This is a genomic window from Parasphingorhabdus halotolerans, from assembly GCF_012516475.1.
Taxonomy (GTDB): Bacteria; Pseudomonadota; Alphaproteobacteria; order Sphingomonadales; family Sphingomonadaceae; genus Parasphingorhabdus; species Parasphingorhabdus halotolerans.
The window spans coordinates 147131-168147 of the sequence record NZ_CP051217.1; the positions used below are offsets into that span (position 1 = coordinate 147131).

The following is a 21017-nucleotide window of genomic DNA, read 5'->3' on the forward strand; positions in this document are numbered from 1 at the left end:
ATTCCCGGATCCAGAAATATAGTTAACCCAGAGGTCAAAATGTCAGAGACGAAATCAGAAGAAGAAATCCCGGTGGTCAAGAAAAAGGGCAAGCTTAAACCCTTGCTCTTGGGAACGGTATTGATTGTGTTGTTTGGAGGCGGTGGTGCCGCCGGGGGCTTTTATGCGGCCGGGATTATTGGCGGTGGCAGCGAGCAGGCTGAAGATCCTAACAAACCCAAAATCGTTTTGAAAGACGGGACCGCCGTTAGTGACAAGGAAGCAGGCAAAGCCGCGCCGAAGCAGTCGTCGAGTGCTTTCAAGGTTACCTATCACCAGATTGAACAACCGTTTACATCGAATCTTTCGAATTCAGACAGTTTCGCGCAATTGTCGATTGCAGTCTCGACTTATTATGACGAGCGCGTTTTCGAAAATGTGGTCAATCACGAAATTGCCATCCGATCGGCAGTTCTCATGGAACTGGGTCAGCAGGACGCGTTCGAACTGGAAGCACCGGAAGGCAAGCTCAAGCTAAAGAAACGGCTGCGGGAGATTATCAATCAAACGCTGGAAGAGAAAACCGGTTTTGGCGGCATTGAGGATGTCTACTTCACCAACATGGTTGTTCAGTAAACGCTTCGGAAAGTAGCAAGATCATGACGAAATCCCATACATCATTGACCGATTCCGGAACTGCCGCGACGGAGAATGTTATCGGCTCGGCAAATCACAGCCTGCTTAAGAAAGGTGGTCCGGACGACATTTTGTTGCTGGCCTACAAGAAGGTTGAGAGAAAACTGGAAAGTGGTTTGAAAGTGCACCTTTCAGATCTCATTGATTGTGACATGAAATTGGAAGTTGGTGACAGCGCAAAGTCACCATTCAAGGATTGGATTTCCGGACAGGCGACAATGTCCGTCTATCTCGAGTTTCAATTGGGCGCTTTGGAAAGCCCGATATTGGTTCGTGTCGCTCGGACATTTTTGAATGCATCGGTAGATTGTTTCTTCGGCGGACAATTTGATGGTGAAGCGCAAAGCACCGGCGAACTGAAAAAATCTGAAATTGCAATGATCGAACGGTTGGGTGGCGCGATTGCCACCGGTCTGTCCCAGGCCTGGTCGGCGCTTCTCGATACGACGGTCCGCTACAGCGGCTGTGCCCTCGCCAAGGACGACATCGAATTGGACATGGACGATGAAAATGTTCTGGTCTCCGCTATATCTGTTCAGCTCTCTGGACACCCGATCGCGGCGTTTGATGTCATCCAGACATTGGATGGATTGATAGCAATTGAACCACAATTGAACCGCCCCCATCTCCGCGAGGTGAATGAGGTTGATCCGATTTGGAAGGCCGATCTCAAAGATTCCGTGGAACAAATATACCTGCCGGTCCGTTCTGTTCTCGCCCGTCCGACTATGCAGCTTTCCGAACTTTCCCGACTTGCTGTTGGAGATATTTTGCCCGTCGCCCCGACGGACAATGTTCCGCTGATCGTGGGAGACCGGGTTTTCGCTCATGGCAGCATAGGTGAGCAAAACGGCGGCGTAGCCTTCAAAATCAAAAATTTTTTATAGGACCAGATGATGAATGATATGACACATGATAGCGAAATGCTGGACGCCGCAACGCGCACCGATATCGACGGGGCATCGTCCCAGGACCATTATCGGTTCTTGTCCGACATCAAAGTACGGCTTTCGGTCGAAGTCGGCAATGTGTCGATGACAATATCCGAAATCATGGATCTGCGCGAAGGGTCTGTGGTCGAACTCGATCGGCAAGTCGATCAGCTTATCGACATCAACGTAAACGGAACGCTCGTTGCTCGCGGTGAGGTTGTTCCCGTCAAGAATAAATTCGGAGTGCGGATAGCGGAGATCGTTTCCAACGGGATGACACGCGCGCGCGTGGAAAGGCGCAACTGATGACCTTCTATATCATCAAGCTGTTTATCATGGTGCCATTGATCGGCCTGCTGATCTTTGGATGCCTCTGGCTTTATCGCAAATATCAACCCCAGATGATGATGCGGCAGAATTCGAACCTTTTGAATGTTGTCGAAACGCTTCCCCTGGGTGTCCAGAGCAAATTGGCGGTGGTCGAATTTGGTGGTCAGAAAATATTGTTGGCCGTGACCCGTAACGGTATTCAAAAGATCGATACTCACCATGCGGAATAGTCTAAAAATAGCGTTGGTTGTTGGTCTGTTTTGTGCATCTGCATATGTGGCAGATCCGGCATTTGCGCAAGCTGCGGTACAGGCTCCTGCACAGGTACAGGCTCCGGCTCCGGGGGCGTCTGTCGCCCTGGAACGCGCATTGGACGACATCTCGGGCGATGGCCAGCCACTGAGCACAACATTGCAAATTCTGATTGTCATGGGTTTGATGACGGTGTTGCCGTCGATCATATTGATGATGACCAGCTTTACCCGGATCATCATCGTCCTGTCGATATTGCGCCATGCGCTGGGTTTGCAGCAATCACCGCCGAATCAGGTATTGCTTGGATTGGCTTTGTTCTTGTCGATGTTCGTCATGGCGCCGCAAATCGAACAGATAAACGAGCAAGCAATTGCACCTTATTCTGCGGACGAGATCGAGCTCACTGAAGCTATCGAAAAATCCGGAACGATTATGCACAGCTTCATGGCCAAACAGACACGGCAAAGCGATCTGAAGCTGTTCATGGAACTGTCCAACAAGGATGGCTTTGCCTCGGCCGAAGAGATTCCGTTTTCGATCATGTTGCCGGCTTTCGTAACCAGCGAACTGAAGACGGCCTTTCAAATCGGATTTCTCATTTTTCTGCCCTTCCTGATCATTGACCTCGTGGTTGCTGCGGTCTTGATGGCCTTGGGCATGATGATGCTTTCGCCCGTGATTATATCCATGCCGTTCAAATTGCTTTTGTTCGTGATGATCGATGGCTGGGCATTGACCATGGGTTCTCTCGCCGGCTCGTTTGCGACCTAGATCATGACCGATAGTCCAGATTTCTTCATCGGCATTGCGCAACAGGCGCTTTGGATCACCGCGCTGGCTGCTGCCCCGTTGCTTATACCGGCACTATTGGTCGGTCTATTGCTGGGCATGGTGCAGGCCGCGACGTCGATCAACGAGCAAACCTTGAGCTTTGTTCCGAAGCTGGTCGTAGTGGCTGCCGTCGTCGCTATTTTCGGCGGTTCGATTTTGCTGCTGATCGCCGACTTTACCCGTGAAGTCTACGCCCGCATTCCGGATCTGCTGCTATGATTGCTCCGGGTTTTGCAGAGTTCGAAAGCCAGATGTGGATGTGGCTGATGGCGATGATCCGGCCGGGTGCCGCGATGGTCGTGGCGCCTATTTTCGGAGCAGCGAACATACCCATCCAGATCCGAATTATCCTTGCATTCATGATCGGGATGGTTGCGACGAATAGCGTCGCCTTCGATCTACCTTCTGAAACCGCGATTTCCCTCGGCAACAGTCTGTTTGTGATGGGTGAGGTCGTGACGGGTCTGGCGATCGGGTTTGCGCTTCAGCTCGGCTATTCCAGCGTGTTGATTGCAGGGGAAACGATCAGCAACGCGATGGGTCTGGGTTTCGCCAGCATGTCAGACCCGCAAACCGGCCAATCGACTCCGGTAATCGGTCAATTTCTAACCATTTTCGCAACTTTGCTTTTGCTCGCGATTGACGGGCATTTGTTGCTGATTGCGACCATTGTCAAAAGCTATGCCGCGCTTCCCCCAGGCTTCGCGATGATGGGTCCGGACATGCTTTACAGCATGGTCCAATTCGGCGGAACGTTGTTTTCGATGGGATTGCTCATCGCCCTGCCAGTCGGTGGCGCCCTTATCCTGGTGCAGTTAATGATGGGCTTCCTGGCCAGGACCGCGCCCGCGCTCAATCTGTTCGCCGTCGGTATTCCCGTAACGATTACCGTCGGTTTGGTGGCTTTGGCGGTGACCGCGCCAATCATTGCCGATGCCGTCATTATGGGACTGGGTATGGGACTTGACCAGGCGGCGCTCGTCGCTGGAGGTGGCTAGTGGCGGAAGAATCCCCCGGCGGCGGTGAAAAAACCGAAGCACCAACCCCGAAGAAATTAGAGGACAGTTCCAAAAAGGGCGATGTCGTCCAGTCGCGCGATCTGGGCGGTGCGATGATCATCTTTGTCGGTACGGTCGCATTTCTGATGTTTGGCGGCATGCTTTACGGCGCGCTGGCCAATATGGTGACCAGTGCGCTGATCATTCATCCCGAAGATATCGAGGCATTTGATGTTGGCGGGCGCAGCGCTGCTTTGGTGTCGAGCATAGTACCGGAATTTATGAGCTTGTTTGCATTGTTGATGGTCGCTGCGGTTGCGACGCCGGCAATGCTGGGATCATTGGGCTTTCGATGGTCCGCGATGAAACCTAAACCGTCAAAACTGGATCCGATCAAGGGCTTGAAACGCATTTTTGGTTCCAACGGTGTGATGGAACTCGGCAAATCCTTGATGAAAATCATTTTGATCGGAGCAGTGGGAGGATCGGTATTATATACCCATCTCGACCAGATCGCCCAGCTTGCTGCGCAAGACCTCAACAACGCGATTGAGAGCTTTGCATCACTATTCATGAAGCTTCTTATTGGTATCTGCGTCAGCATGGTGCTGATTGCGATGATTGATGTTCCGATCCAGCTATTCCAGCGCGGCAAGCGGCTGAAAATGACGAAGCAGGAAATCAAGGACGAATATAAGGAAAGCGAGGGTTCTCCCGATGTTCGCGCACTCCAGCGTCAGCGGCGCAGCGAGATGCTTAACGATTCCACCCGCAAGGCTGTTTCCGAAGCAACGGTCATCCTCGTCAACCCGACCCACTTTGCTGTCGCGTTGCGCTATGACCGGGACAAGGATATGGCTCCCGTTGTGCTTGGCAAGGGTTGCGATGCTATCGCGCTGGCCATGAGGGAAATGGCCGGGGAACTTGGCAAGCCGGTCATGGAATATCCAGACCTCACAAGATCGATATATTATACATCGGACGTCGGGGATGTGATCGATGACCGGCTCTACGCCGCGGTCGCGATGATCCTGAGTTTCCTGATCCAGCTGGATGCCAAATTGGTCAGCCCGGTCCACAAACCAAAAATCTTGCTGCCGGATGACGTCAAATATAGCGTCGATGGCGCGCGGCTGGCGTAATTTCAAATTTTATCAAACCATTAATTCCTGTCCAGACACGCCGTAGAATACCCAAAGGAAGTTTATCATGTTCGCAAATATCGCAAATAGCCTTGGGGTTGGCTCTGGAATCAACACGGTGCAACTTGTCACCGACCTATTGGCTGCCTCCCAAGGCGCAAAGCTCGGTCAACTCAATCAGCGTTCGCAATTAAATTCTTCCCGCATATCCGCCATGGCCGCCACCCAGTCCGCTCTGACCACTTTCGCTGCTGCGGTGAAAGAGACTTTGAACGGACAAGGCTTTATCGGTGATCTGGTCTCTGGTCGTCAGGATCTGGCAACCGCATCGGTACTGAAAGGGGGCGGCCAGAAGGCTTGCCTGCTTCGGTTGAGATCGTGCAAATTGCAGTCGCCCAACGCGAGATATCGGATATCTTTGCCAGTGCTTCCACTGCCGTTGGCGAGCGAACGCTTACCATCAACAATAGTGGCGGAAGTTTTGATGTTGTCATCGACAGCACCAACGATAGCCTTGCTGGCATGCGCGATGCGATAAATGCCAGCAATAGTGGCGTAACGGCGATGATATTGACGGATAAAGCCGGCTCACGTCTCGTGATGGAAGCGCAAGAAGGTGTTGAGAACAGCTTCACTGTGACGCAAAGCGGCGTTTCTCCGGCGATGAACCTGACCAATATCGCGACAGCCTTGGACAGCATCGTCAAAGTCGATGGTATCGAGCTCACCAATAGCAGCAACACTGTCACCGGGGCGATACCGGGTGTCCAAATTTCAATATTGGCGGCTCAAGCAGGAACGCAATTCACCATTAACGGGGCCTCCGAACCGTTGGATGTCGCCGGTTTGGTGTCCGAGTTTGTGACCGCCTATAACGAACTGCGCAGTTCGCTGAACAACGCAACCAAACCCGGGTTGGCTGGAGCCAGCGGGGGGCCGTTGGCGGGCGACCGCGGCGCGCGAGAAGTCATCCGCAAGCTTAGCCAGCTGACATCAACGCGGCTTACCGATGTCGGTGATTTCAAGACCCTTGCCGATATCGGTGTGCGAACGGAAACTGATGGTACGCTAAGTATCGACAAGACGCGTCTTGATGCCGCCGTTGCATCCGATAGTGGCGCAGTTAAATTGATGCTCGAACCCGCTGTTGCCACCGATACCAAGATTGGTTTGTCCGGCGCGCTCGACGCCATCACGACCTCGCTAAAGAGCGAAAGTGGCGCTTTGACAGTGGCCCAGACGCGTTTGGAAGCAATCCGGGAATCGATCACACAGTCGCGCGAAAAGATCGCCGAAGACGGTGAACGACTTCGCGAACAGCTACAGACTACCTTTGCGGGACTTGAACGGCAACTGTCGGTTTTGCGTTCGACACAAGCCTATGTTGAGCAGCAATTCGCTTCTCTTGACAATTATAACAACTGATCTGGGAAAGCAGTAAAACATGACATTTCAATCCCGAATTCAACGAGCCTCTAGATATCAATCTATTGCAAAGGAAAGCCGCGTCGCGGCGGCCAATCCGTATGAACTAGTCGCAGTGCTTTTTGAAGAACTGCGCGAAACGCTTAACCTGATGATTGAAAGTGCTCGTCGCGGTGACGATGCACGCATTTTTCAATATCGAGCGAAATCATTGTCTATTCTCAATGGTTTGGATGAATCATTGGACTTTGAAGTGGCGGGAGACTTGGCACAAACTTTGCATATTATCTACACTGAAGCCGCGAAGCGTATTCAGATGGACGCAAGGGAATCCAGTATCGAGCGTGTCGAGTCTGCCCGAGAAATGATTCACGAGATTGAGAAGGCTTGGACCGCGATCGCGCCCTTCAACTAGTTTGAGTTGTCCAGTGCTAAACCGCAATTTGGTAATCCACGCGATCTTCCACCCGCCAGTCGATATTATGCTTGCGCATCTTGTCGATCAGAGTCGTCCGTTTGATATTGATCGAGCGTGCTGCCCGAGCGACCACGCCATGCGACGTATCCAGCGCTTTCATGATGATGCGACGTTCTTCAAATTGCAAATGGACATTCAGGTCTCGAACCGTGTCTTCTTGGTGCGCGAAATTTGGGGCGCTTTGAGCGGCAGGAAAAGGCACAGTTCGATCGGTGGGCGACAATTCTTTAGAAGTAGATGCAGTAGCATCAATATCAGAAATGGCCTGCGCGAAATCTGATTGTAGCAGCGTGGCAACGTCGCCGACTAAAATCTGCTGGCCGGAAAAGAAAACCGAAGCGCGTTCAACGACATTGCGTAGTTCACGAACATTGCCCGGCCAACTATAACGCTGCAGCGCCACCAGAGCCTCGGCGCTAAAAATGGGGAGGGGGTTTGCTCCATCCTGATGTTTCAGAAAATGCGCAATCAATGCAGGAATGTCCTCAACTCGCTCGTTGAGCGCCGGCACTTCGATCGGAACGACACAAAGGCGGTAGTAAAGGTCTTCGCGGAATGACTTGCTTTTGATGCATTCGCCGAGATGCTTGTGCGTCGCGGCGATCACCCTCACGTCGACGCCGATATTGCGATTCCCACCCACCCGGTTGACGACACGTGTTTCCAAGACCCGCAGTAGCTTGACCTGCATGTTGACCGGCATGTCCCCAATCTCATCGAGGAAGATTGTACCGTTATTCGCTTGTTCAAACAGTCCGACATGTTGGTTCACGGCGCCGGTAAAACTGCCCTTTTCGTGACCGAAAAGTTCGGATTCAATCAATTGCTCGGCTAGTGCTCCGCAATTAACGGCAATATGCGGAGCGGTTCCGCGATCTGAAATAGCATGAATGGCTTCGGCAACAACTTCCTTACCGCTACCGGAAGGCCCCGTGATCATGATAGAGCTGTTACAGCGTCCGGCAAATTTTATGATTGTACGCAATTGTTGCATTTTTCGACTATCGCCGATAAGCTTCCTAGCAAGCAATCTCTCTAAATTTACATCGGTCATTTAACTATCCAGATAACAAATCCACACGCATCCCCGAATTGCCGGAGAAGGGTGGTTCGAAGATCCCGCAATCTCCGAACCGTCACCTGGTAATGTCGGAAATGGACAAATATGGTTAAATTGAAGTTAACAAAAATCGGCAAGCCTTGCACGATTGTTGTTTAGCATTACAGTTGCATTTTTAATCAAACACTGAATCGATGTGTCTCCATGATATGGAGGTCATGGATAATGAGTGCATCTATCGAGACGACGTTGGAACTTTCAACCAGGATAACTAATCAGCACGTTGGTGGTCCGTTCAATAGAATCCATCGACATGGAAACGAGAAACATGCGATTATCAGACGGGTTTGGCGTTTTAATTAGAAGGCCCTGTTTGACCATTACGTTAATGTACCTCATCGCCGTGGTCATTGGAATACCGGAGCTGTGAGCAATCGAAGAAACCGTAATAGGTTCACGATTCAGATTACAAATATAGATGTCGAGGCACATATTCCAACAAGCGTCACTAAATAGGCCATAGCCCGAATCCATCGCTTGGACTTTTGAGCGACTCCACCGTAAATTCTTTCTCGCACGCTCTATCAACTCGCCAGTGCCCAGTTTTTTGGCGGTCTTTTCTTCCACCCCGGATTTCTCATTCACCGTGATCAACTCTTCCAGGGCTTTGAGTTTAACCATCACCTTTTTTAGAGAAGATTTTATCTCAATAACTTCTTCAGATATTTTATTCATTCTCATTGACCTGCAATTGCAATACCCCTTTGCAAGCAATGCGATACCACTTCTCTTCCGTTGTTTGCAATACGAGTGCCCGGCCAATCTCAAACAAGCTCTTATGATCGGTAACATTGGAGGCTTGGAAAAAACAAACTAGCTCGGCATATAAAGCTTTGTTCGCAGACTTATGTCTGAGGAATGTCATAGTTCGTAACGCCTTATAAAGGGAGCGGTTTCCTATTCACATTGATGTAATTAAAGATTAGTTATATGCAATTACATAATTCGCGAATATAAATTCCCGGAGTAATTTCATGCCGCCAGACGATGAATTTAATGAACTACAAATTACTGAATTGAAGATGCGTGCACATAGTGTGTTGGAAGAGGCACTTAAACTTCTCGACACGACGGGAGATCATTTAGTCGGTGCGAAGCTTGATGATGCGATTTGCGCCTTGGGCCTAAGGTCTAACTCCAAATAGGCGGTGCTACGCTGGAGAGAGAAAAACCGCAGCCAGATGCATTTTTGCCGTATCAGATATCCTTATTTCTGCCGGCTGTGACAAATCGGCTTGCAAAAATTCGATCATTCCCTCTGATGCGAGCAGCTCAACATAGCGATCAAAGGTGGATGCCGGGGCATCAATCATTTTATTGAGTTCATCGCTCTTAACACCATTTACCAAACCCTTCACCATAAACAAGTGCAGCAAAATCTTTGAAGGAATATTCTGAGATATGGATTTGCCAATTGCTTCGTCGAGAGCAGTTATCTGACGGAGTAATTGTTGTGCTGATTGTTGCGGTTGCATTTATGCTCTTCCAAATGTTTTAAAGACAGATTCGATCCAGCTTTCGATAACGCTACGATAGAAAGTGGGTAGTTTTGGCGAAACTGAAATCTCACCTTCATCAAGCAGACCCATGCTTCGCAGGCTGGCCACACCACTTTTGGCTACAATCAGATGATCAAGGACGTCCAGATCAAATGATTGGCACAGATTGATGATTTTGTTCGTCAACGCGATATCGAACTTGCTTGGACTTGGATCGCCGCAAGGATGATTGTGGACCAAGATCAAGGCCGTTGCATCCAGTTCGAGAGCATCGCGGATGATCTCACGGACATAGATCTGAATACGGTTGACTGTCCCAATGCCCATTAGCCTGTCTTCGATCAGGCGACTATTGGTATCAAGGAAAAGAACGCGAAACATTTCCTTTTTGGATGATGACAGGCTGTGGAACAGGTATTTACGCAAAGAACCGGAAGCGGCGAGAACGGGACCTGAAACAAGTTCCTCCTCCAACGCGAAATTGAAAGACATCGCGATAATCTTGAGATATTCGATTGCTTCGCGGTTTAGAGCTTCGGGTATCGCTGTTTGATTGCCAATTTTCTGAAAAAGCTCCCGGAATGTTCCAAATTTTGCTAAAATTTTCTCGGCTTCGGCTTCAGCTTGGTTGCTGACTATAGGACTGATGATGCCAGCTAAAGTCTCTATGTCTCGTCGGGGCGCTTTCCCAGATTTCGGCCCCTGATTGAAGCGACAATCAGAATCAGCAGTTGTGCGTAACCCCACGCTCCCTGCGTGATTCCCACGCCTTGCGAACTGAGGTCGATTCCCATAAAGGTCACGAAAGACGTCATGACTGGAACCATTTGAAATGCGGCTACCGGTAGGGGCCAAAATCTTTTACTCCGAAATGCGATGAGGACAAAAAAGAACAGACAGGCGAGATCTATAAGGAAAACACCAAATTTCGGTTGCAACCAGTCACCACCACCAATCCAATAAGCGATTGCTGTTCCAAAAAAATTGAAAACCAATACCAATAAAGTAAGGCGTTCTTCAGACTTGCCAAACCGAAGCACAAAAACGAGTGCCGAGAATATAAGAAAGAGGAAAACCCATTTTGCCATATTCGACAAATCTCATATTATCGGCACTCCAGTCAACGCGGGTGTTCTTTTAGGCAGCTTTCGTTCCTTCCGAATGCACCAGCTTCACTGGACTCTGATCATCGGCCTTGGGCACAAATTTCCATAGATCGCCACCTGCTAGAGTCTTAAACCCAAGTTGGCCTCTAACTTCACTAAAGGATTGGTGAGCTTCCACAATTCGCGCGCGGGCGGCATGGAGCGCAGTGACAGATTCACCTGTTAGTGAGATCGCATCTTGACCGACAAGGGCAGAAAGATTGGCGCGTTGTCGCGCCGCTGAAGTTGCGGATGTGAGTTCACCTGCGCAAATCAGTGCGTTATCAATCGCCTCTTCCAATGCGTTGAGTTTTTCGGTTACGTCTTTGACGGCGCCTAAGCGTTCTTTGAGCATGAATATTCTCCTACGCGCCCGATGAGTTCCCGGTGCACATAATTTTAGAAACAATAAGAGAGAGAAGATCGCTATTCAGGTTAGTCGGGAAAGACCTTCGGCCAGGTTTACCAGCAAAGCAAATGCAAGCAATCCGACCATCATGATCAAAACTATAAGACCCGCCCGTGCAGGGATCGATAGATTATTCTCTCTTTTCGCTTCCAACAGAACCGACAGAAAAGAAGGATTTTGAGCGCTTTGAAAGACATTATGAGAAAAAAATGCCTGTTCATCGCGAAACTCGTCTTGCCCCCTGACATTCGGCGGGTTCCATTCACCGGATGACGCTTGCTCATCGCGTGCATATCGGTATCTTGGTAGGTCCGAGCTTTGGTGTACCAAATCATCGTATAGTTTTGGATCGCCAGCGGCATGCTGCTTTTCGTGCTTGACGAACATACGTGCCGCTTCCGCTCTCGATGACGCGCCCAAAATGGTCTGAGCCCGCTTTAATCGCTGATCCACAGTATGAGGTGAAATATCGAGAATTCGGGCTATCTCTTTAGATGACCTTAGTGATGCGACTAACCGCAGGCATTCCTTTTGCGGTTCGCTAAGATTATCGATCCGGTCGATAGAATTGTTCTTATTCAATACGATATCTCCATATTCTTCTTAATAGCAAATTAAACAACATCGCGCAATCAAACAGCCCATTACCCTGGTACTTCTGATCCCGTCTCGCCTACTGTTTTGCCATATCCTCGTGCGACCTGAGCTCTGTAATCCTCGATCTCCGTCAACACTGCCCAGACAATGCGCGCAGTGTTGTAAGTAAGTGCAAACCTGACCAGCATCTGTTCCAACCACGATCCTGTAGGAGCACCTCGTTTACTTGCCTGGAGCACGACGGCGCGGTGGCCGAGAATCATAAGCCTTCGCAAACTGCGGCTGCAACTTCGACGCCAACGTCATGTGACCACGCTTTGAGATCACGAACTATGTTATCTTTGGAAAAGCTCGACATTTTGAACACTGCTAGCAGCAGTGATCCTATTAATTGTCGCAGATCAATTATCGCATATGGAGAATTAAAGCGATCATCACCCTGTTCCGAAAAAATCATACCAATTTCCGACTGAGTTACGAGTTTCACTCTGTCTGCCCAGCAATGTTCCTTCCGTAAGACGAGTAAACCAGAAAGCTCTGTTATTAGAAAGTAAGCTTCTTTTTCGGCGTTATGTGAGGAAACCACTTTTGCAATTCCAATTGTCAAATTATCCTCAAATTTTGATATTTCTTGAACTGATCGCTCCGGTGTTGACCCAATCTCTAGGTATTCCAATGCCAAAGCCAATAAAAATAATTCCCGCCAGCCGTATTTTGCTGGATTGCCTTTTCCCGTGTTCACTCCGGATGGAAAATTTAGTCGTTGAAAATGCTGTAATCGTCCACGAAACGCAACTTCCTTGTTTATCGAAATGTCGTGTTTTTCCGCCAATATTGCGAACGCATCGGCATATTGAAATGAAATATGATTTGATGAAAACATGATGGCCTTGTTTGCCTCCTTACGCTGATGGACAATGTTGTTATTGTCTCGTAGCTGATAGATTTTGTTCAGATACATAGTTATTTTGAGTCCCAATCCCGCCAGCATATTGAGCTGCTACCAATGCGAATAAGAACAATATTTTTTGTTTGCGCTGACGCCGGACTATTTAAAAAATATCCCCTTGAACTGACATAGGGCAGAGTATCCAGGCTATGTTTTTCTTTTTCTGGTTTCAAAGGATTCGGAAAAAAGAAAGAATAGGCTTGTTGTTTGTACGTTGATCGACCATGTTTGCGGCGCTCATTGGCAGATTCAGGGCGCTGATTCGGGGTATGCGTTGTCTGATACATTTTTTACACCCTCCGCTAGTCATTGATGATGGCTATCATGTCGAACGGAATGTCGTCTAACGGAATTAGACTCATAATGGTTGTATTTTGGAAAGCCTCTGGGCTTCAACAACCCGAATCCCTTAGAGTCTGACCGATAATTATTCTATTTAATATCATTATCTTGCGATACGTCTCGTGAGGAGTTGGACGGAGGCCATGAAGATCCATGCCGTTGCCGAAGCGATAGATTGCTCGAAGTCCTTGGCAAGGCGGCGGTTGCGGTTCAACCATGCGAAAGTGCGTTCGACGACCCATCGGCGGGGGAGAACGATGAAGCCTTTTGCGCGATCTGACCGTTTGATAATCTCGATGGTCCAGTCGCCGATTTTTGTCAGTGCCTTTCTGAGCTTGTCGCCTGCATAGCCGCCATCGGCGAAGACATGACGCAGCCACGGGAAGGTGGAACGGATGTTGGCGAGCACAAGCGGCGCGCCATCGCGGTCTTGTATGTCGGCGCTGTGGATGACGGCATGAACCAGAAAGCCATTGGTATCGGTAATGATATGGCGCTTTCTGCCTTTGGTCTTCTTGCCCGCGTCATAGCCGCGTATCCCGCCGCTTTCTGTCGTTTTGACCGACTGGCTATCGATGACACCAGCGCTGGGCGAGGCTTCACTGCCTTGCGCTATTCGCGCATCCTGGATCAGGTAATGGTTGATCCGCGCCCATGTGCCATCGTCGCGCCAGAGGTAAAAATAGTGCTGCACCGTGGTTGCTGGGGGAAAGCCCGGTGGCATCATCCGCCAAGGCAGGCCGCCGCGCAGCATATACAGCATTGCCTCAACGATCCGCCGCATCGGCCATTTGCGCGGGCGGCCAACATGACAAGGGCGGGGCAGAAACGGTTCAAGCAAAGCCCATTCCCCATCGGTTAAATCACTTGGCAAACGCTGCTCTTTGCGGGCATGTTGCATGCGGGTGGTATCAGTCCACATCATCGGTCCTTTGCGAAGTTTTGTCACTTGCGTTGAATCAATGACCTGGGAATGCGTCAAGCTAAACCGCTGATACCACTCAACTTAGTTTTCGGTCAGACACTTAATTTATGGCTCCTTTATCCGTTGATATATTTAGGCAATAGATTTTGTCTGCACTTCATCAGATTTGTGCATCATCCGTTCCCACATGAGATGCGATAAATCTGGAAAGGTCGCGAAGGAGTGTTTCTGGTCGGTTGGTCCCTCCCGGGGCACTCCTTCTACCGATCAAGCCCTCAAGAAGACTCTATTTTCGCATTGGCAAAGCCGTGAAGCGTGATCTCGGTATAATCAACTATGACGATGCTGAAGCGAATTATCAAAACGCATCTTGTATCATCCAAAAGTATGAGACCGCTGGAAAAATATTCTAATCGCGGAATGAACATTGCCATCTATGGACGACGGTGATAGTTTCGTATAAAAATAGGTCGGGTCCTAAAACATGACTTCCTCAGAAAAAAACGAGAGCGAGATTCTCTCCGGCGCTCCGCTCATTCAAAATATCATCGATCAATTAGCAAAGGTTTTGGCCGAACTCGATGCCTTGGGCAGCCATGAAATTGCTGCATTACGTATCGACGAAGCCATACATACATTATCGGATTTTGTTGAACCGCAAAATTAACTTTGTGCGAAAAATGCTTTCGCGTCCGTGGTATCAATTTCAAGCGAGAGCTCGTCCGCACTTTCATTTAAAATTTGCGTAACTTTAGAAACACCGAGTTCCGATAGAGAAAGATTTTCGTCCAACGCGCTTTCTGACTTTTCGGATAACTCTATCAAACCTTCTGTAGCCAATAAAGCAACGAGTCTCTTGGCCAACGATTCCGGTAACATCATTGTTAGGGCAAGGTCGTGACGTGACCCCCAACATTCATCCAGTTGCGATTAGAGTTTCGGCATTGTTTGACGGTCCCCCGGTTTTGTGTCCAGGTTCAATGTTAGCCTCCCGCCTTCATCGGTCGGGGTTAACCCCGACCGATGAAGCAAATTCAGCTGGTGTCATCCAGCCAAGCGAGGTGTGAGGACGACACTCATTATAGTCCCGTCGCCACGCTTCGATCTTGCTCCTTGCATCGTCCAATGACAAGAACCAATGTGTATTCAGACATTCGTCCCGCAGACGCCCATTGAACGATTCCACGAAGGCATTGTCGGCGTGCTTGCCGGGCGTCGTGTAATGCCATTTGACCCGTGCTTCGCCACACTAGGCCAGCACCGCATTGGAGGTCAGTTCCGTCCCATTGTCGCTGACGATCATCCCAGGCTTGCCGCGCTTGCAGATCAAGTCTGTCAACTCACGCACTACTCTGCGACCAGATATTGACGTATCAGGTTCGCCTCATCAAAACAAATGTGCCTAGCCGACATTGGTTAGTCGGATAGTCGCTCATTGAAACTCAAAAAAGCTTAATCTGACCCACAAATGTTCGTAACCAATATATGGTCGAATTTACGATCTTGGATTGAGGATGGAATGACTTTGCATGTAAATTTGGATGACGAAGCAGGTAGACTTTCTGCCCTTAAGCGGTATCAAATTCTTGATACTAATCCCGAAGAACGTTTTGATCGTATTACTAAAGTCGTGCAATTGTCGCTTGATGTTCCAATAGCACTAATCTCGCTTGTTGACGAAGATCGCCAATGGTTCAAATCCGTTCATGGTTTGGATGTCACAGAAACTGCGAGAGACATTTCATTCTGCACACACACAGTTGCCGACAAATCTCCTTTGATGGTGGAAGATGCCAGTACGGATGCTCGATTTTGCAACAACCCACTGGTAAGGGGAGATCCTAATATCAGAAGTTACATCGGAGTGCCGCTAGTCTCCCCTGATGGCTATGCAATCGGTACATTGTGCGCAATAGATACGTCGCCGAGACAGCACAACGTTGAAAATATTGCTTTAATAACGAGTCTCAGTGAGCTGGTAATCCACGAAATGGAACTGCGCCAGCAGGCTGAAACAGATGCATTGACAGGGGCATTAAATCGAAGCGCTTTTGGATCCGAAGTGCAGAAATGTGTTTCTCTATTTGAGCGGCAGAAAATCGAAAGTTCGCTTTTGGTTTTCGATTTGGATCATTTCAAACAAGTTAACGACAATTTTGGACATGCCGCAGGAGACGAGGTCCTGCGCACCATCGCATCAGAAGTCAAAATGAGCTTGAGGCCAACTGATGTTTTCGCTCGCATTGGCGGAGAGGAATTCGCCATATTAATGACTGGGACAACACGAAATGAACCAGTCGCTGCCGCTGAGCGCTTTCGCAAGACAATAGCGAACTGCAAATTCGAAGGCCTGCCAGATTTAGAAGTTACAGCGAGTTTCGGGATTGCAAAAATCTCAAAAGACATCGGTCAATATTCGGATTGGCTCAAAAAAGCTGATAGGGGTCTGTATATTGCTAAAGATTGTGGACGGAACCTAATCTTCGATACAAATGGTCCTTGCGGGTCGCAATGATTGTCAAGAAACCCGGAAAAGATCGACGGGAATATTTTGGAATATTCTGCGATGGACATTGATCTTAATTGCCGAATTCTCGCAACTTCGAAATTAAGTGTTCCAAAACAGCCGGATGGAGTGAATTAACGAACTCGCATCCATAGTCTTGATATTCGCCCCACCTTATATGAGCACCAAGTGTTTGCAGTCCTTGAAGAGTGACGAATATTAGCTTTTCCGGATCAAGGCTTGAGAAACTGTGCAATTTAAATCCTGATACCGAAATGTCAGACAATGTCGCCCGAAATAATTGCGACGAGGACTGTCTTATGAATATCTCTGTTGCAACGGTAGTTCGGTAATTGAGCCTACGACTGTTGAATTTGCGGCCAGAACCGAACCTATTTTGATGGGTTCCCATCATCGCATTTCGCCTAAAATTTTCACGTTAATATAAACGGCAAAGACCCCAAGCACTTAACTACGCTATGGTCGTTGCTTTCATTACACTATCGACAAGATTGTTAGTTGGACTTTGTCCGGCAGGAATTGATAAAAGTTCCTATTGCTTTAGCCGACCCGTCCAGATGGATAGAGAATTTATTGCCATTCAAGTTTATATAGGCACGCTTTCCGTGACGCAACAAATCCCAGAGGTCATGTTTATCGGTGATTTCGAACTGGGGAAAATAAGTGTCATAGCCTTGAACTTGGAATGGCCCCCTATTGGCGACCAGTCCAACTGATTTTCCTTTATCAATGCGAACTGAAAAGCCAAATTGGTCATCCGGTTGTATCTCAGGCGGCTTAGCAAATATCGTATTTGAGATTGTGCCGTGCTCACCTTCCATTTTTGAACATGAGAACTCCCATAATCGATCAAGCCGGTGGCCGGTTTCTTTGACGCCAAACTCCAAGTTTGGAACCCCGTCCTTGATCTGGTAATGCCATTCCATCCCTGCTCCTTGGCCAACATCTTCATAATCTTCCATCGGTGGGGAGGAATTATGCTGTGCGAAAACTGGGATCGGGAGACTGCCCATAGCGATAGCAAAACATAGTTTTTTTGAGTTCGTCATAATGAAACTCCTTTCTGACACCATTAAAAGCAAAACTCATGCCAGTTTGTTCAAAAGGGCCAGGCCGCCTCAAAGATTATGGCTATGGCCCTCCACAGCCATCCCAATCAGTTGGACAATCCCTGAATTAGGCATCGTTTTTCCGCCAAGCGGCAAATTTTTGCCGAGCGATCTAAAGTGAAATACTTACCAATCAAGGACGATATCCTGACGGCCTACTCGTCGGGCCTGCCATATGCACGAACTGTTCAAATTTACGGCAAAGCATATCAAAATTATTCAATTTTGTAGAGTGGAGCTACGATCCAGCCTGAAGTTTCAAAATATTCCCGTTCAGGCGATTTTGTAGCAATTTCGCTGGAAAGCTCAAATAATTTGCCGATTGGGAAAATCAATGCATTACAAGGCGCGATAATGTCATATATTACCGTTCGGTAAAATAGTGAAGATTGACATGCTGGATGTGAAATCACTGGGTTCCTTAATTCGGCAAGAGCGAAAGCGACAGGGGTTGGACGCGCCGACGGCAGAATGGCGAACTGCTGAAGGTAAGCCATATCTGCTGGTTGATCGTAATGACTGATCGGAAGTTGATGGAACGGTCCAGCGCATTCATCAAGAGGACTTTGCACAGGCGTTGGGTATTCCGTCGCATCGCAAATATGCAGCGGAAGGCGGGCCGGTGTTGCGTGAATGCTTTGCGTTGATTCGTGATGCAACTACGCGGCCAGCGCGGGAGGTTTCGAAGCTGGTCGATGCAGTGTTGTTTAACATCATCATTGGTAATGCGGACGCTCATGCTAAAAATTACAGCCTGCTTTACGCGGACGGTGCAGCCGGGATCATCTTGGCCCCGCTCTATGATCTGGTTGCCACTTTGGCCTGGGAAGAATTGTCGCCGCGCTTTGCCATGAAATTTGGCGGCAAGAAAACATTGGAAGAAATCGAAACAAGACATTTTGATCAGTTTGCAGAAGAAGCTGGATTAAGCGCGCCATTCGTCAAACGCCGTGCACAGGAACTGGCGGATACGGTTGAGGACAAATTGGATTAAGCCGGAAATGCGATTCCTGTAAAAAATGACGGCTTGGATTTACTCGCCGAAATGATTAGTAATCGAGCGCAGTTGGAAAAACAAAAAGTAGCCTAATCACGGTGTGGGACAAACTGTGGGGTAAACTAAATCCGGCAGCAGAATAGTGAAATCATTCTGGACCCTTGCCAGAAACGGCTTGCACCCTGTCTCTCCGCCATTTTCTGTTGTTCCGTAAGTCGCACTAATGATTTTATGTAAGTAGATTAACCCGCGGAATGTTACTGTTTACATCAAATGCGCCGGACCATTTTTTGCAAAACCTTTGCCGGTAACTTTAGAGCGCCAACCGACTTGCCGCATTGAGAGTCCATATCCTGTGCGTCAAAGCGAGACAACCAACAGCGAATTCAGGATTATTCTGGTCTGACTGGATTAAAAGCTGGGAAACAAGGTGTTTTTTTGGCAGTATACCTTTTGGGTAAGAGAAAGCCGGTCTGGCTGAGGAAAAAAATGGCAAAACATGACTCGCATTTACAGGATGTTTTAAACGCTCCTGAGGGGCCGCATATTGCAGCACTGTTCGATTTTGATGGCACGATAATTGCGGGATATTCGGCCACTGCGATACTCAAGGAGAAGATAAAGCGCCGCGAGATGACGGCAGAAGAAGTTGTTGAGACAGCTAATGTAATGGCGCAATATGCCATGGGTAACATGGGCTTTTCCGGCCTGATGACCGGCGCTGCGAAATTCATGAAGGGCGTAACCGAGGATAGCTATTTTGAATTTGGCGAGGAGCTTTACGAAAAACACATAGCGCGCAAAGTCTATCCAGAAGCGCGGGACCTTATTGAAGCGCACCGGGCAAAAGGTCATACCATAGCGATAATTTCGTCAGCCACAATTTACCAGATCGAGCCAACTGCGCGTGATCTGGATATTGAGCATGTTTTGTGCTCACAATATGAAGTAGAGAACGGAGAGTTTACCGGGAACATCATTCGCCCGCTGTGTTTTGGCGAGGGGAAGGTTCTGGCGGCCGAAGAACTGGCCAAAACCTACAAGCTTAATCTTGATAGAAGCTATTTCTATTCTGATAGTTACGACGATATTGAACTGCTTGAGCGTGTTGGCAAACCGCGCCCGCTAAATCCCAACGGCAAACTGCGTGAAGTTGCGATGGAGCGGGGTTGGCCGTTGCAGCAATTTGATAGCCGAGGGCAGGGCAAACCCGTGGATTATCTGCGGACCATATACGCAACCGGTTCGCTTGTTGGGGCCGCTGTGGCCTCGCTACCGATCTGGGGATTAACCGGATCGCAGCGGGAAGCGATGAATTTTTCCACCGGGTTATTTGGTGACATTGCCACAGCGCTGACGGGATGCGAACTAGAGGTAACCGGAGAAGAAAATCTCTGGACAGCGCGGCCTTGCATCTTCGTCTTCAATCACCAGAGCAAAGCGGATGTGATGATCCTAGCCAAGCTTATCCGCAAGGATATGGGCGGGGTTGGCAAAAAGGAAATTCGCGATACGCCGATTATCGGTAAATTGATGGAGCTCGCCGGAACGGTGTTCATTGATCGCGCTGACGGCAGAAGTGCGATCAAGGCGATGGAGCCATTGATTGAAGCTATACAAGTCGATCGCAAGTCTATTGTCATTGCCCCGGAAGGCACGCGAACATTATCACCCAAACTTGGACCATTTAAAAAGGGCGCATTCCACATGGCGATGCAGGCCGGTGTTCCGATGGTGCCGATTGTTATTCACAATGCCGGCGATATCGCTCCGAAAAACGAGTTTCTGATGAGGCCAGCCAGAGTAAGGGTCGAGGTTTTGCCGCCGGTGGATACGAGCGATTGGAGCGTAAAATCAATTAACGAACATGTCGCCGAGGTGCGAGGCATGTTCTTGAAAGCGCTTGGTCAGGATACCGAAGAGGAAGCGCTCGAAGCTCTGGTCAGCGGCGGTGCAGGTGCCAATGTCAAAGACAGTAAGTCTCGAAGATCGACAAAGGCACCCAAGAGAACAGCCGGAACCAAAGTTGTGTCGAAGCGCAAGCCTGTTGCCATCCAAAAGTCTGGGGTGGAGAAAACAGAGGTCCGGAAACCTGTGACGCGGAAGGTGGCACCGAAAAAACCAGCTGCTGTAAAAGCGTCGGTTACCAAAAATACCGTTGCCAAAAAACGTGTTACAAGACGGGCTGCGAAGTCCACTAGCAATTCTTCGGCGCGCACCGCGACAGCAAAACCGGTGCCACGAAAGCTGACCCAGGCCGAGCCAGCCACTAAAACGCGATCAAAAAAGGCAGCAGCCACAGCGAGTGCAAAGAAATAATCTGCCAATAGGG

General features: G+C 49.0%; 30 protein-coding genes and 1 pseudogene. 16 read left to right on the forward strand and 15 right to left on the reverse strand.

Annotated elements, in window-relative coordinates; genetic code table 11:
- Nucleotides 1–39 precede the first annotated feature (39 nt).
- The 11 genes from HF685_RS00795 (at nt 40) to HF685_RS00840 (ending at nt 7003) form a co-directional block, all read left to right on the forward strand.
- Nucleotides 40–615, forward strand: coding sequence for a flagellar basal body-associated FliL family protein (locus HF685_RS00795; RefSeq protein WP_168817744.1), 576 nt, complete (start codon nt 40–42; stop codon nt 613–615).
- Between the two features lie 23 nt (nt 616–638).
- The gene (locus tag HF685_RS00800; protein WP_168817746.1) at nt 639–1562 is read left to right on the forward strand and encodes a FliM/FliN family flagellar motor switch protein; all 924 of its coding nucleotides are present in this window, start codon (nt 639–641) and stop codon (nt 1560–1562) included.
- A gap of 18 nt (nt 1563–1580) precedes the next feature.
- Nucleotides 1581–1913, forward strand: a complete 333-nt coding sequence (fliN, locus tag HF685_RS00805; protein WP_246218680.1) for a flagellar motor switch protein FliN — start codon at nt 1581–1583, stop codon at nt 1911–1913.
- Entirely contained in the window at nt 1913–2167 is a 255-nt protein-coding gene (locus HF685_RS00810) for a FliO/MopB family protein (RefSeq protein ID WP_168817748.1), read from the forward strand. Before fliN ends, HF685_RS00810 begins: the two co-directional genes overlap by 1 nt.
- A complete protein-coding gene (gene fliP, locus HF685_RS00815; protein WP_168817750.1) occupies nt 2157–2963 on the forward strand; it encodes a flagellar type III secretion system pore protein FliP in 807 nt (268 codons plus the stop codon). The genes HF685_RS00810 and fliP overlap by 11 nt, the downstream gene beginning before the upstream one ends.
- A gap of 3 nt (nt 2964–2966) precedes the next feature.
- Nucleotides 2967–3242 carry a flagellar biosynthetic protein FliQ gene (locus HF685_RS00820; RefSeq protein WP_168817752.1) on the forward strand — a complete coding sequence of 92 codons (276 nt, stop codon included), beginning with the start codon at nt 2967–2969 and terminating at the stop codon, nt 3240–3242.
- Complete coding sequence (gene fliR / locus HF685_RS00825; protein WP_168817754.1) at nt 3239–4021, forward strand: flagellar biosynthetic protein FliR; 783 nt, start codon at nt 3239–3241, stop codon at nt 4019–4021. The genes HF685_RS00820 and fliR overlap by 4 nt, the downstream gene beginning before the upstream one ends.
- The gene (locus tag HF685_RS00830; protein ID WP_168817756.1) at nt 4021–5163 is read left to right on the forward strand and encodes an EscU/YscU/HrcU family type III secretion system export apparatus switch protein; all 1143 of its coding nucleotides are present in this window, start codon (nt 4021–4023) and stop codon (nt 5161–5163) included. The genes fliR and HF685_RS00830 overlap by 1 nt, the downstream gene beginning before the upstream one ends.
- 67 nt (nt 5164–5230) lie before the next feature.
- On the forward strand, nt 5231–5701 hold the full coding sequence (locus tag HF685_RS16195; protein WP_246218681.1) for a flagellar cap protein FliD N-terminal domain-containing protein: 471 nt from the start codon (nt 5231–5233) through the stop codon (nt 5699–5701).
- Nucleotides 5656–6588, forward strand: coding sequence for a flagellar filament capping protein FliD (gene fliD / locus HF685_RS00835; protein ID WP_246218850.1), 933 nt, complete (start codon nt 5656–5658; stop codon nt 6586–6588). Before HF685_RS16195 ends, fliD begins: the two co-directional genes overlap by 46 nt.
- 19 nt (nt 6589–6607) lie before the next feature.
- On the forward strand, nt 6608–7003 hold the full coding sequence (locus HF685_RS00840; RefSeq protein WP_168817760.1) for a flagellar export chaperone FliS: 396 nt from the start codon (nt 6608–6610) through the stop codon (nt 7001–7003).
- 16 nt (nt 7004–7019) lie between these two features.
- Here HF685_RS00840 and HF685_RS00845 read toward each other — a convergent pair whose 3' ends face one another.
- On the reverse strand, nt 7020–8120 hold the full coding sequence (locus HF685_RS00845; protein WP_168817762.1) for a sigma-54 interaction domain-containing protein: 1101 nt from the start codon (nt 8118–8120) through the stop codon (nt 7020–7022).
- Between the two features lie 264 nt (nt 8121–8384).
- The gene (locus HF685_RS00850; protein ID WP_168817764.1) at nt 8385–8867 is read right to left on the reverse strand and encodes a helix-turn-helix domain-containing protein; all 483 of its coding nucleotides are present in this window, start codon (nt 8865–8867) and stop codon (nt 8385–8387) included.
- A 293-nt stretch (nt 8868–9160) separates the two neighbouring features.
- Here HF685_RS00850 and HF685_RS00855 point away from each other — a divergent pair, with 293 nt between their 5' ends.
- A complete protein-coding gene (locus HF685_RS00855; protein ID WP_168817766.1) occupies nt 9161–9331 on the forward strand; it encodes a hypothetical protein in 171 nt (56 codons plus the stop codon).
- Nucleotides 9332–9337: 6 nt separating this feature from the next.
- Here the strand turns inward: HF685_RS00855 and HF685_RS00860 are convergent, their stop codons facing one another.
- The 8 genes from HF685_RS00860 to HF685_RS00895 form a co-directional block, all read right to left on the reverse strand.
- A complete protein-coding gene (locus HF685_RS00860) occupies nt 9338–9661 on the reverse strand; it encodes a hypothetical protein (protein WP_168817768.1) in 324 nt (107 codons plus the stop codon).
- Nucleotides 9662–10432 (reverse strand): JAB domain-containing protein, encoded by a 771-nt coding sequence (locus tag HF685_RS00865; RefSeq protein WP_168817770.1) that lies wholly within the window; start codon nt 10430–10432, stop codon nt 9662–9664.
- Nucleotides 10351–10773 (reverse strand): hypothetical protein, encoded by a 423-nt coding sequence (locus tag HF685_RS00870; RefSeq protein ID WP_168817772.1) that lies wholly within the window; start codon nt 10771–10773, stop codon nt 10351–10353. The genes HF685_RS00865 and HF685_RS00870 overlap by 82 nt, the downstream gene beginning before the upstream one ends.
- 49 nt (nt 10774–10822) lie before the next feature.
- Nucleotides 10823–11185: a hypothetical protein gene (locus tag HF685_RS00875; protein WP_168817774.1), complete on the reverse strand. Its 363-nt coding sequence runs from the start codon at nt 11183–11185 to the stop codon at nt 10823–10825.
- 75 nt (nt 11186–11260) lie between these two features.
- Entirely contained in the window at nt 11261–11821 is a 561-nt protein-coding gene (locus HF685_RS00880) for a helix-turn-helix domain-containing protein (protein ID WP_168817776.1), read from the reverse strand.
- 274 nt (nt 11822–12095) lie between these two features.
- Entirely contained in the window at nt 12096–12827 is a 732-nt protein-coding gene (locus HF685_RS00885; protein WP_168817778.1) for a hypothetical protein, read from the reverse strand.
- Nucleotides 12800–13072 carry a hypothetical protein gene (locus tag HF685_RS00890; RefSeq protein WP_168817780.1) on the reverse strand — a complete coding sequence of 91 codons (273 nt, stop codon included), beginning with the start codon at nt 13070–13072 and terminating at the stop codon, nt 12800–12802. Before HF685_RS00890 ends, HF685_RS00885 begins: the two co-directional genes overlap by 28 nt.
- 158 nt (nt 13073–13230) lie before the next feature.
- Nucleotides 13231–14049 carry an IS5 family transposase gene (locus HF685_RS00895; RefSeq protein WP_168821075.1) on the reverse strand — a complete coding sequence of 273 codons (819 nt, stop codon included), beginning with the start codon at nt 14047–14049 and terminating at the stop codon, nt 13231–13233.
- Between the two features lie 487 nt (nt 14050–14536).
- Between HF685_RS00895 and HF685_RS00900 the strand changes: the two genes are divergently transcribed.
- On the forward strand, nt 14537–14719 hold the full coding sequence (locus HF685_RS00900; protein WP_168817782.1) for a hypothetical protein: 183 nt from the start codon (nt 14537–14539) through the stop codon (nt 14717–14719).
- Here the strand turns inward: HF685_RS00900 and HF685_RS00905 are convergent.
- On the reverse strand, nt 14716–14934 hold the full coding sequence (locus HF685_RS00905; protein WP_168817784.1) for a hypothetical protein: 219 nt from the start codon (nt 14932–14934) through the stop codon (nt 14716–14718). The genes HF685_RS00900 and HF685_RS00905 overlap by 4 nt on opposite strands.
- A gap of 115 nt (nt 14935–15049) precedes the next feature.
- Nucleotides 15050–15430, reverse strand: a pseudogene (locus HF685_RS16200) (integrase core domain-containing protein); the annotation flags it as partial.
- Between the two features lie 159 nt (nt 15431–15589).
- On the opposite strand from HF685_RS16200, the gene HF685_RS00915 reads away from it, so the two are divergent.
- Complete coding sequence (locus tag HF685_RS00915; protein ID WP_246218682.1) at nt 15590–16567, forward strand: sensor domain-containing diguanylate cyclase; 978 nt, start codon at nt 15590–15592, stop codon at nt 16565–16567.
- 64 nt (nt 16568–16631) lie between these two features.
- On the opposite strand, the gene HF685_RS16660 is transcribed toward HF685_RS00915, so the two are convergent.
- The 3 genes from HF685_RS16660 to HF685_RS16205 form a co-directional block, all read right to left on the reverse strand.
- A complete protein-coding gene (locus HF685_RS16660) occupies nt 16632–16973 on the reverse strand; it encodes a PilZ domain-containing protein (RefSeq protein ID WP_168817787.1) in 342 nt (113 codons plus the stop codon).
- Between the two features lie 100 nt (nt 16974–17073).
- Complete coding sequence (locus HF685_RS00925) at nt 17074–17628, reverse strand: hypothetical protein (RefSeq protein ID WP_168817789.1); 555 nt, start codon at nt 17626–17628, stop codon at nt 17074–17076.
- Between the two features lie 275 nt (nt 17629–17903).
- Nucleotides 17904–18260, reverse strand: a complete 357-nt coding sequence (locus HF685_RS16205) for a hypothetical protein (protein ID WP_246218683.1) — start codon at nt 18258–18260, stop codon at nt 17904–17906.
- Between the two features lie 5 nt (nt 18261–18265).
- On the opposite strand from HF685_RS16205, the gene HF685_RS00930 reads away from it, so the two are divergent.
- Entirely contained in the window at nt 18266–18682 is a 417-nt protein-coding gene (locus HF685_RS00930) for a HipA domain-containing protein (RefSeq protein ID WP_246218684.1), read from the forward strand.
- Nucleotides 18683–19174: 492 nt separating this feature from the next.
- The gene (locus HF685_RS00935; RefSeq protein ID WP_168817790.1) at nt 19175–21004 is read left to right on the forward strand and encodes an HAD-IB family hydrolase; all 1830 of its coding nucleotides are present in this window, start codon (nt 19175–19177) and stop codon (nt 21002–21004) included.
- The last annotated feature ends 13 nt before the right edge of the window (nt 21005–21017 follow it).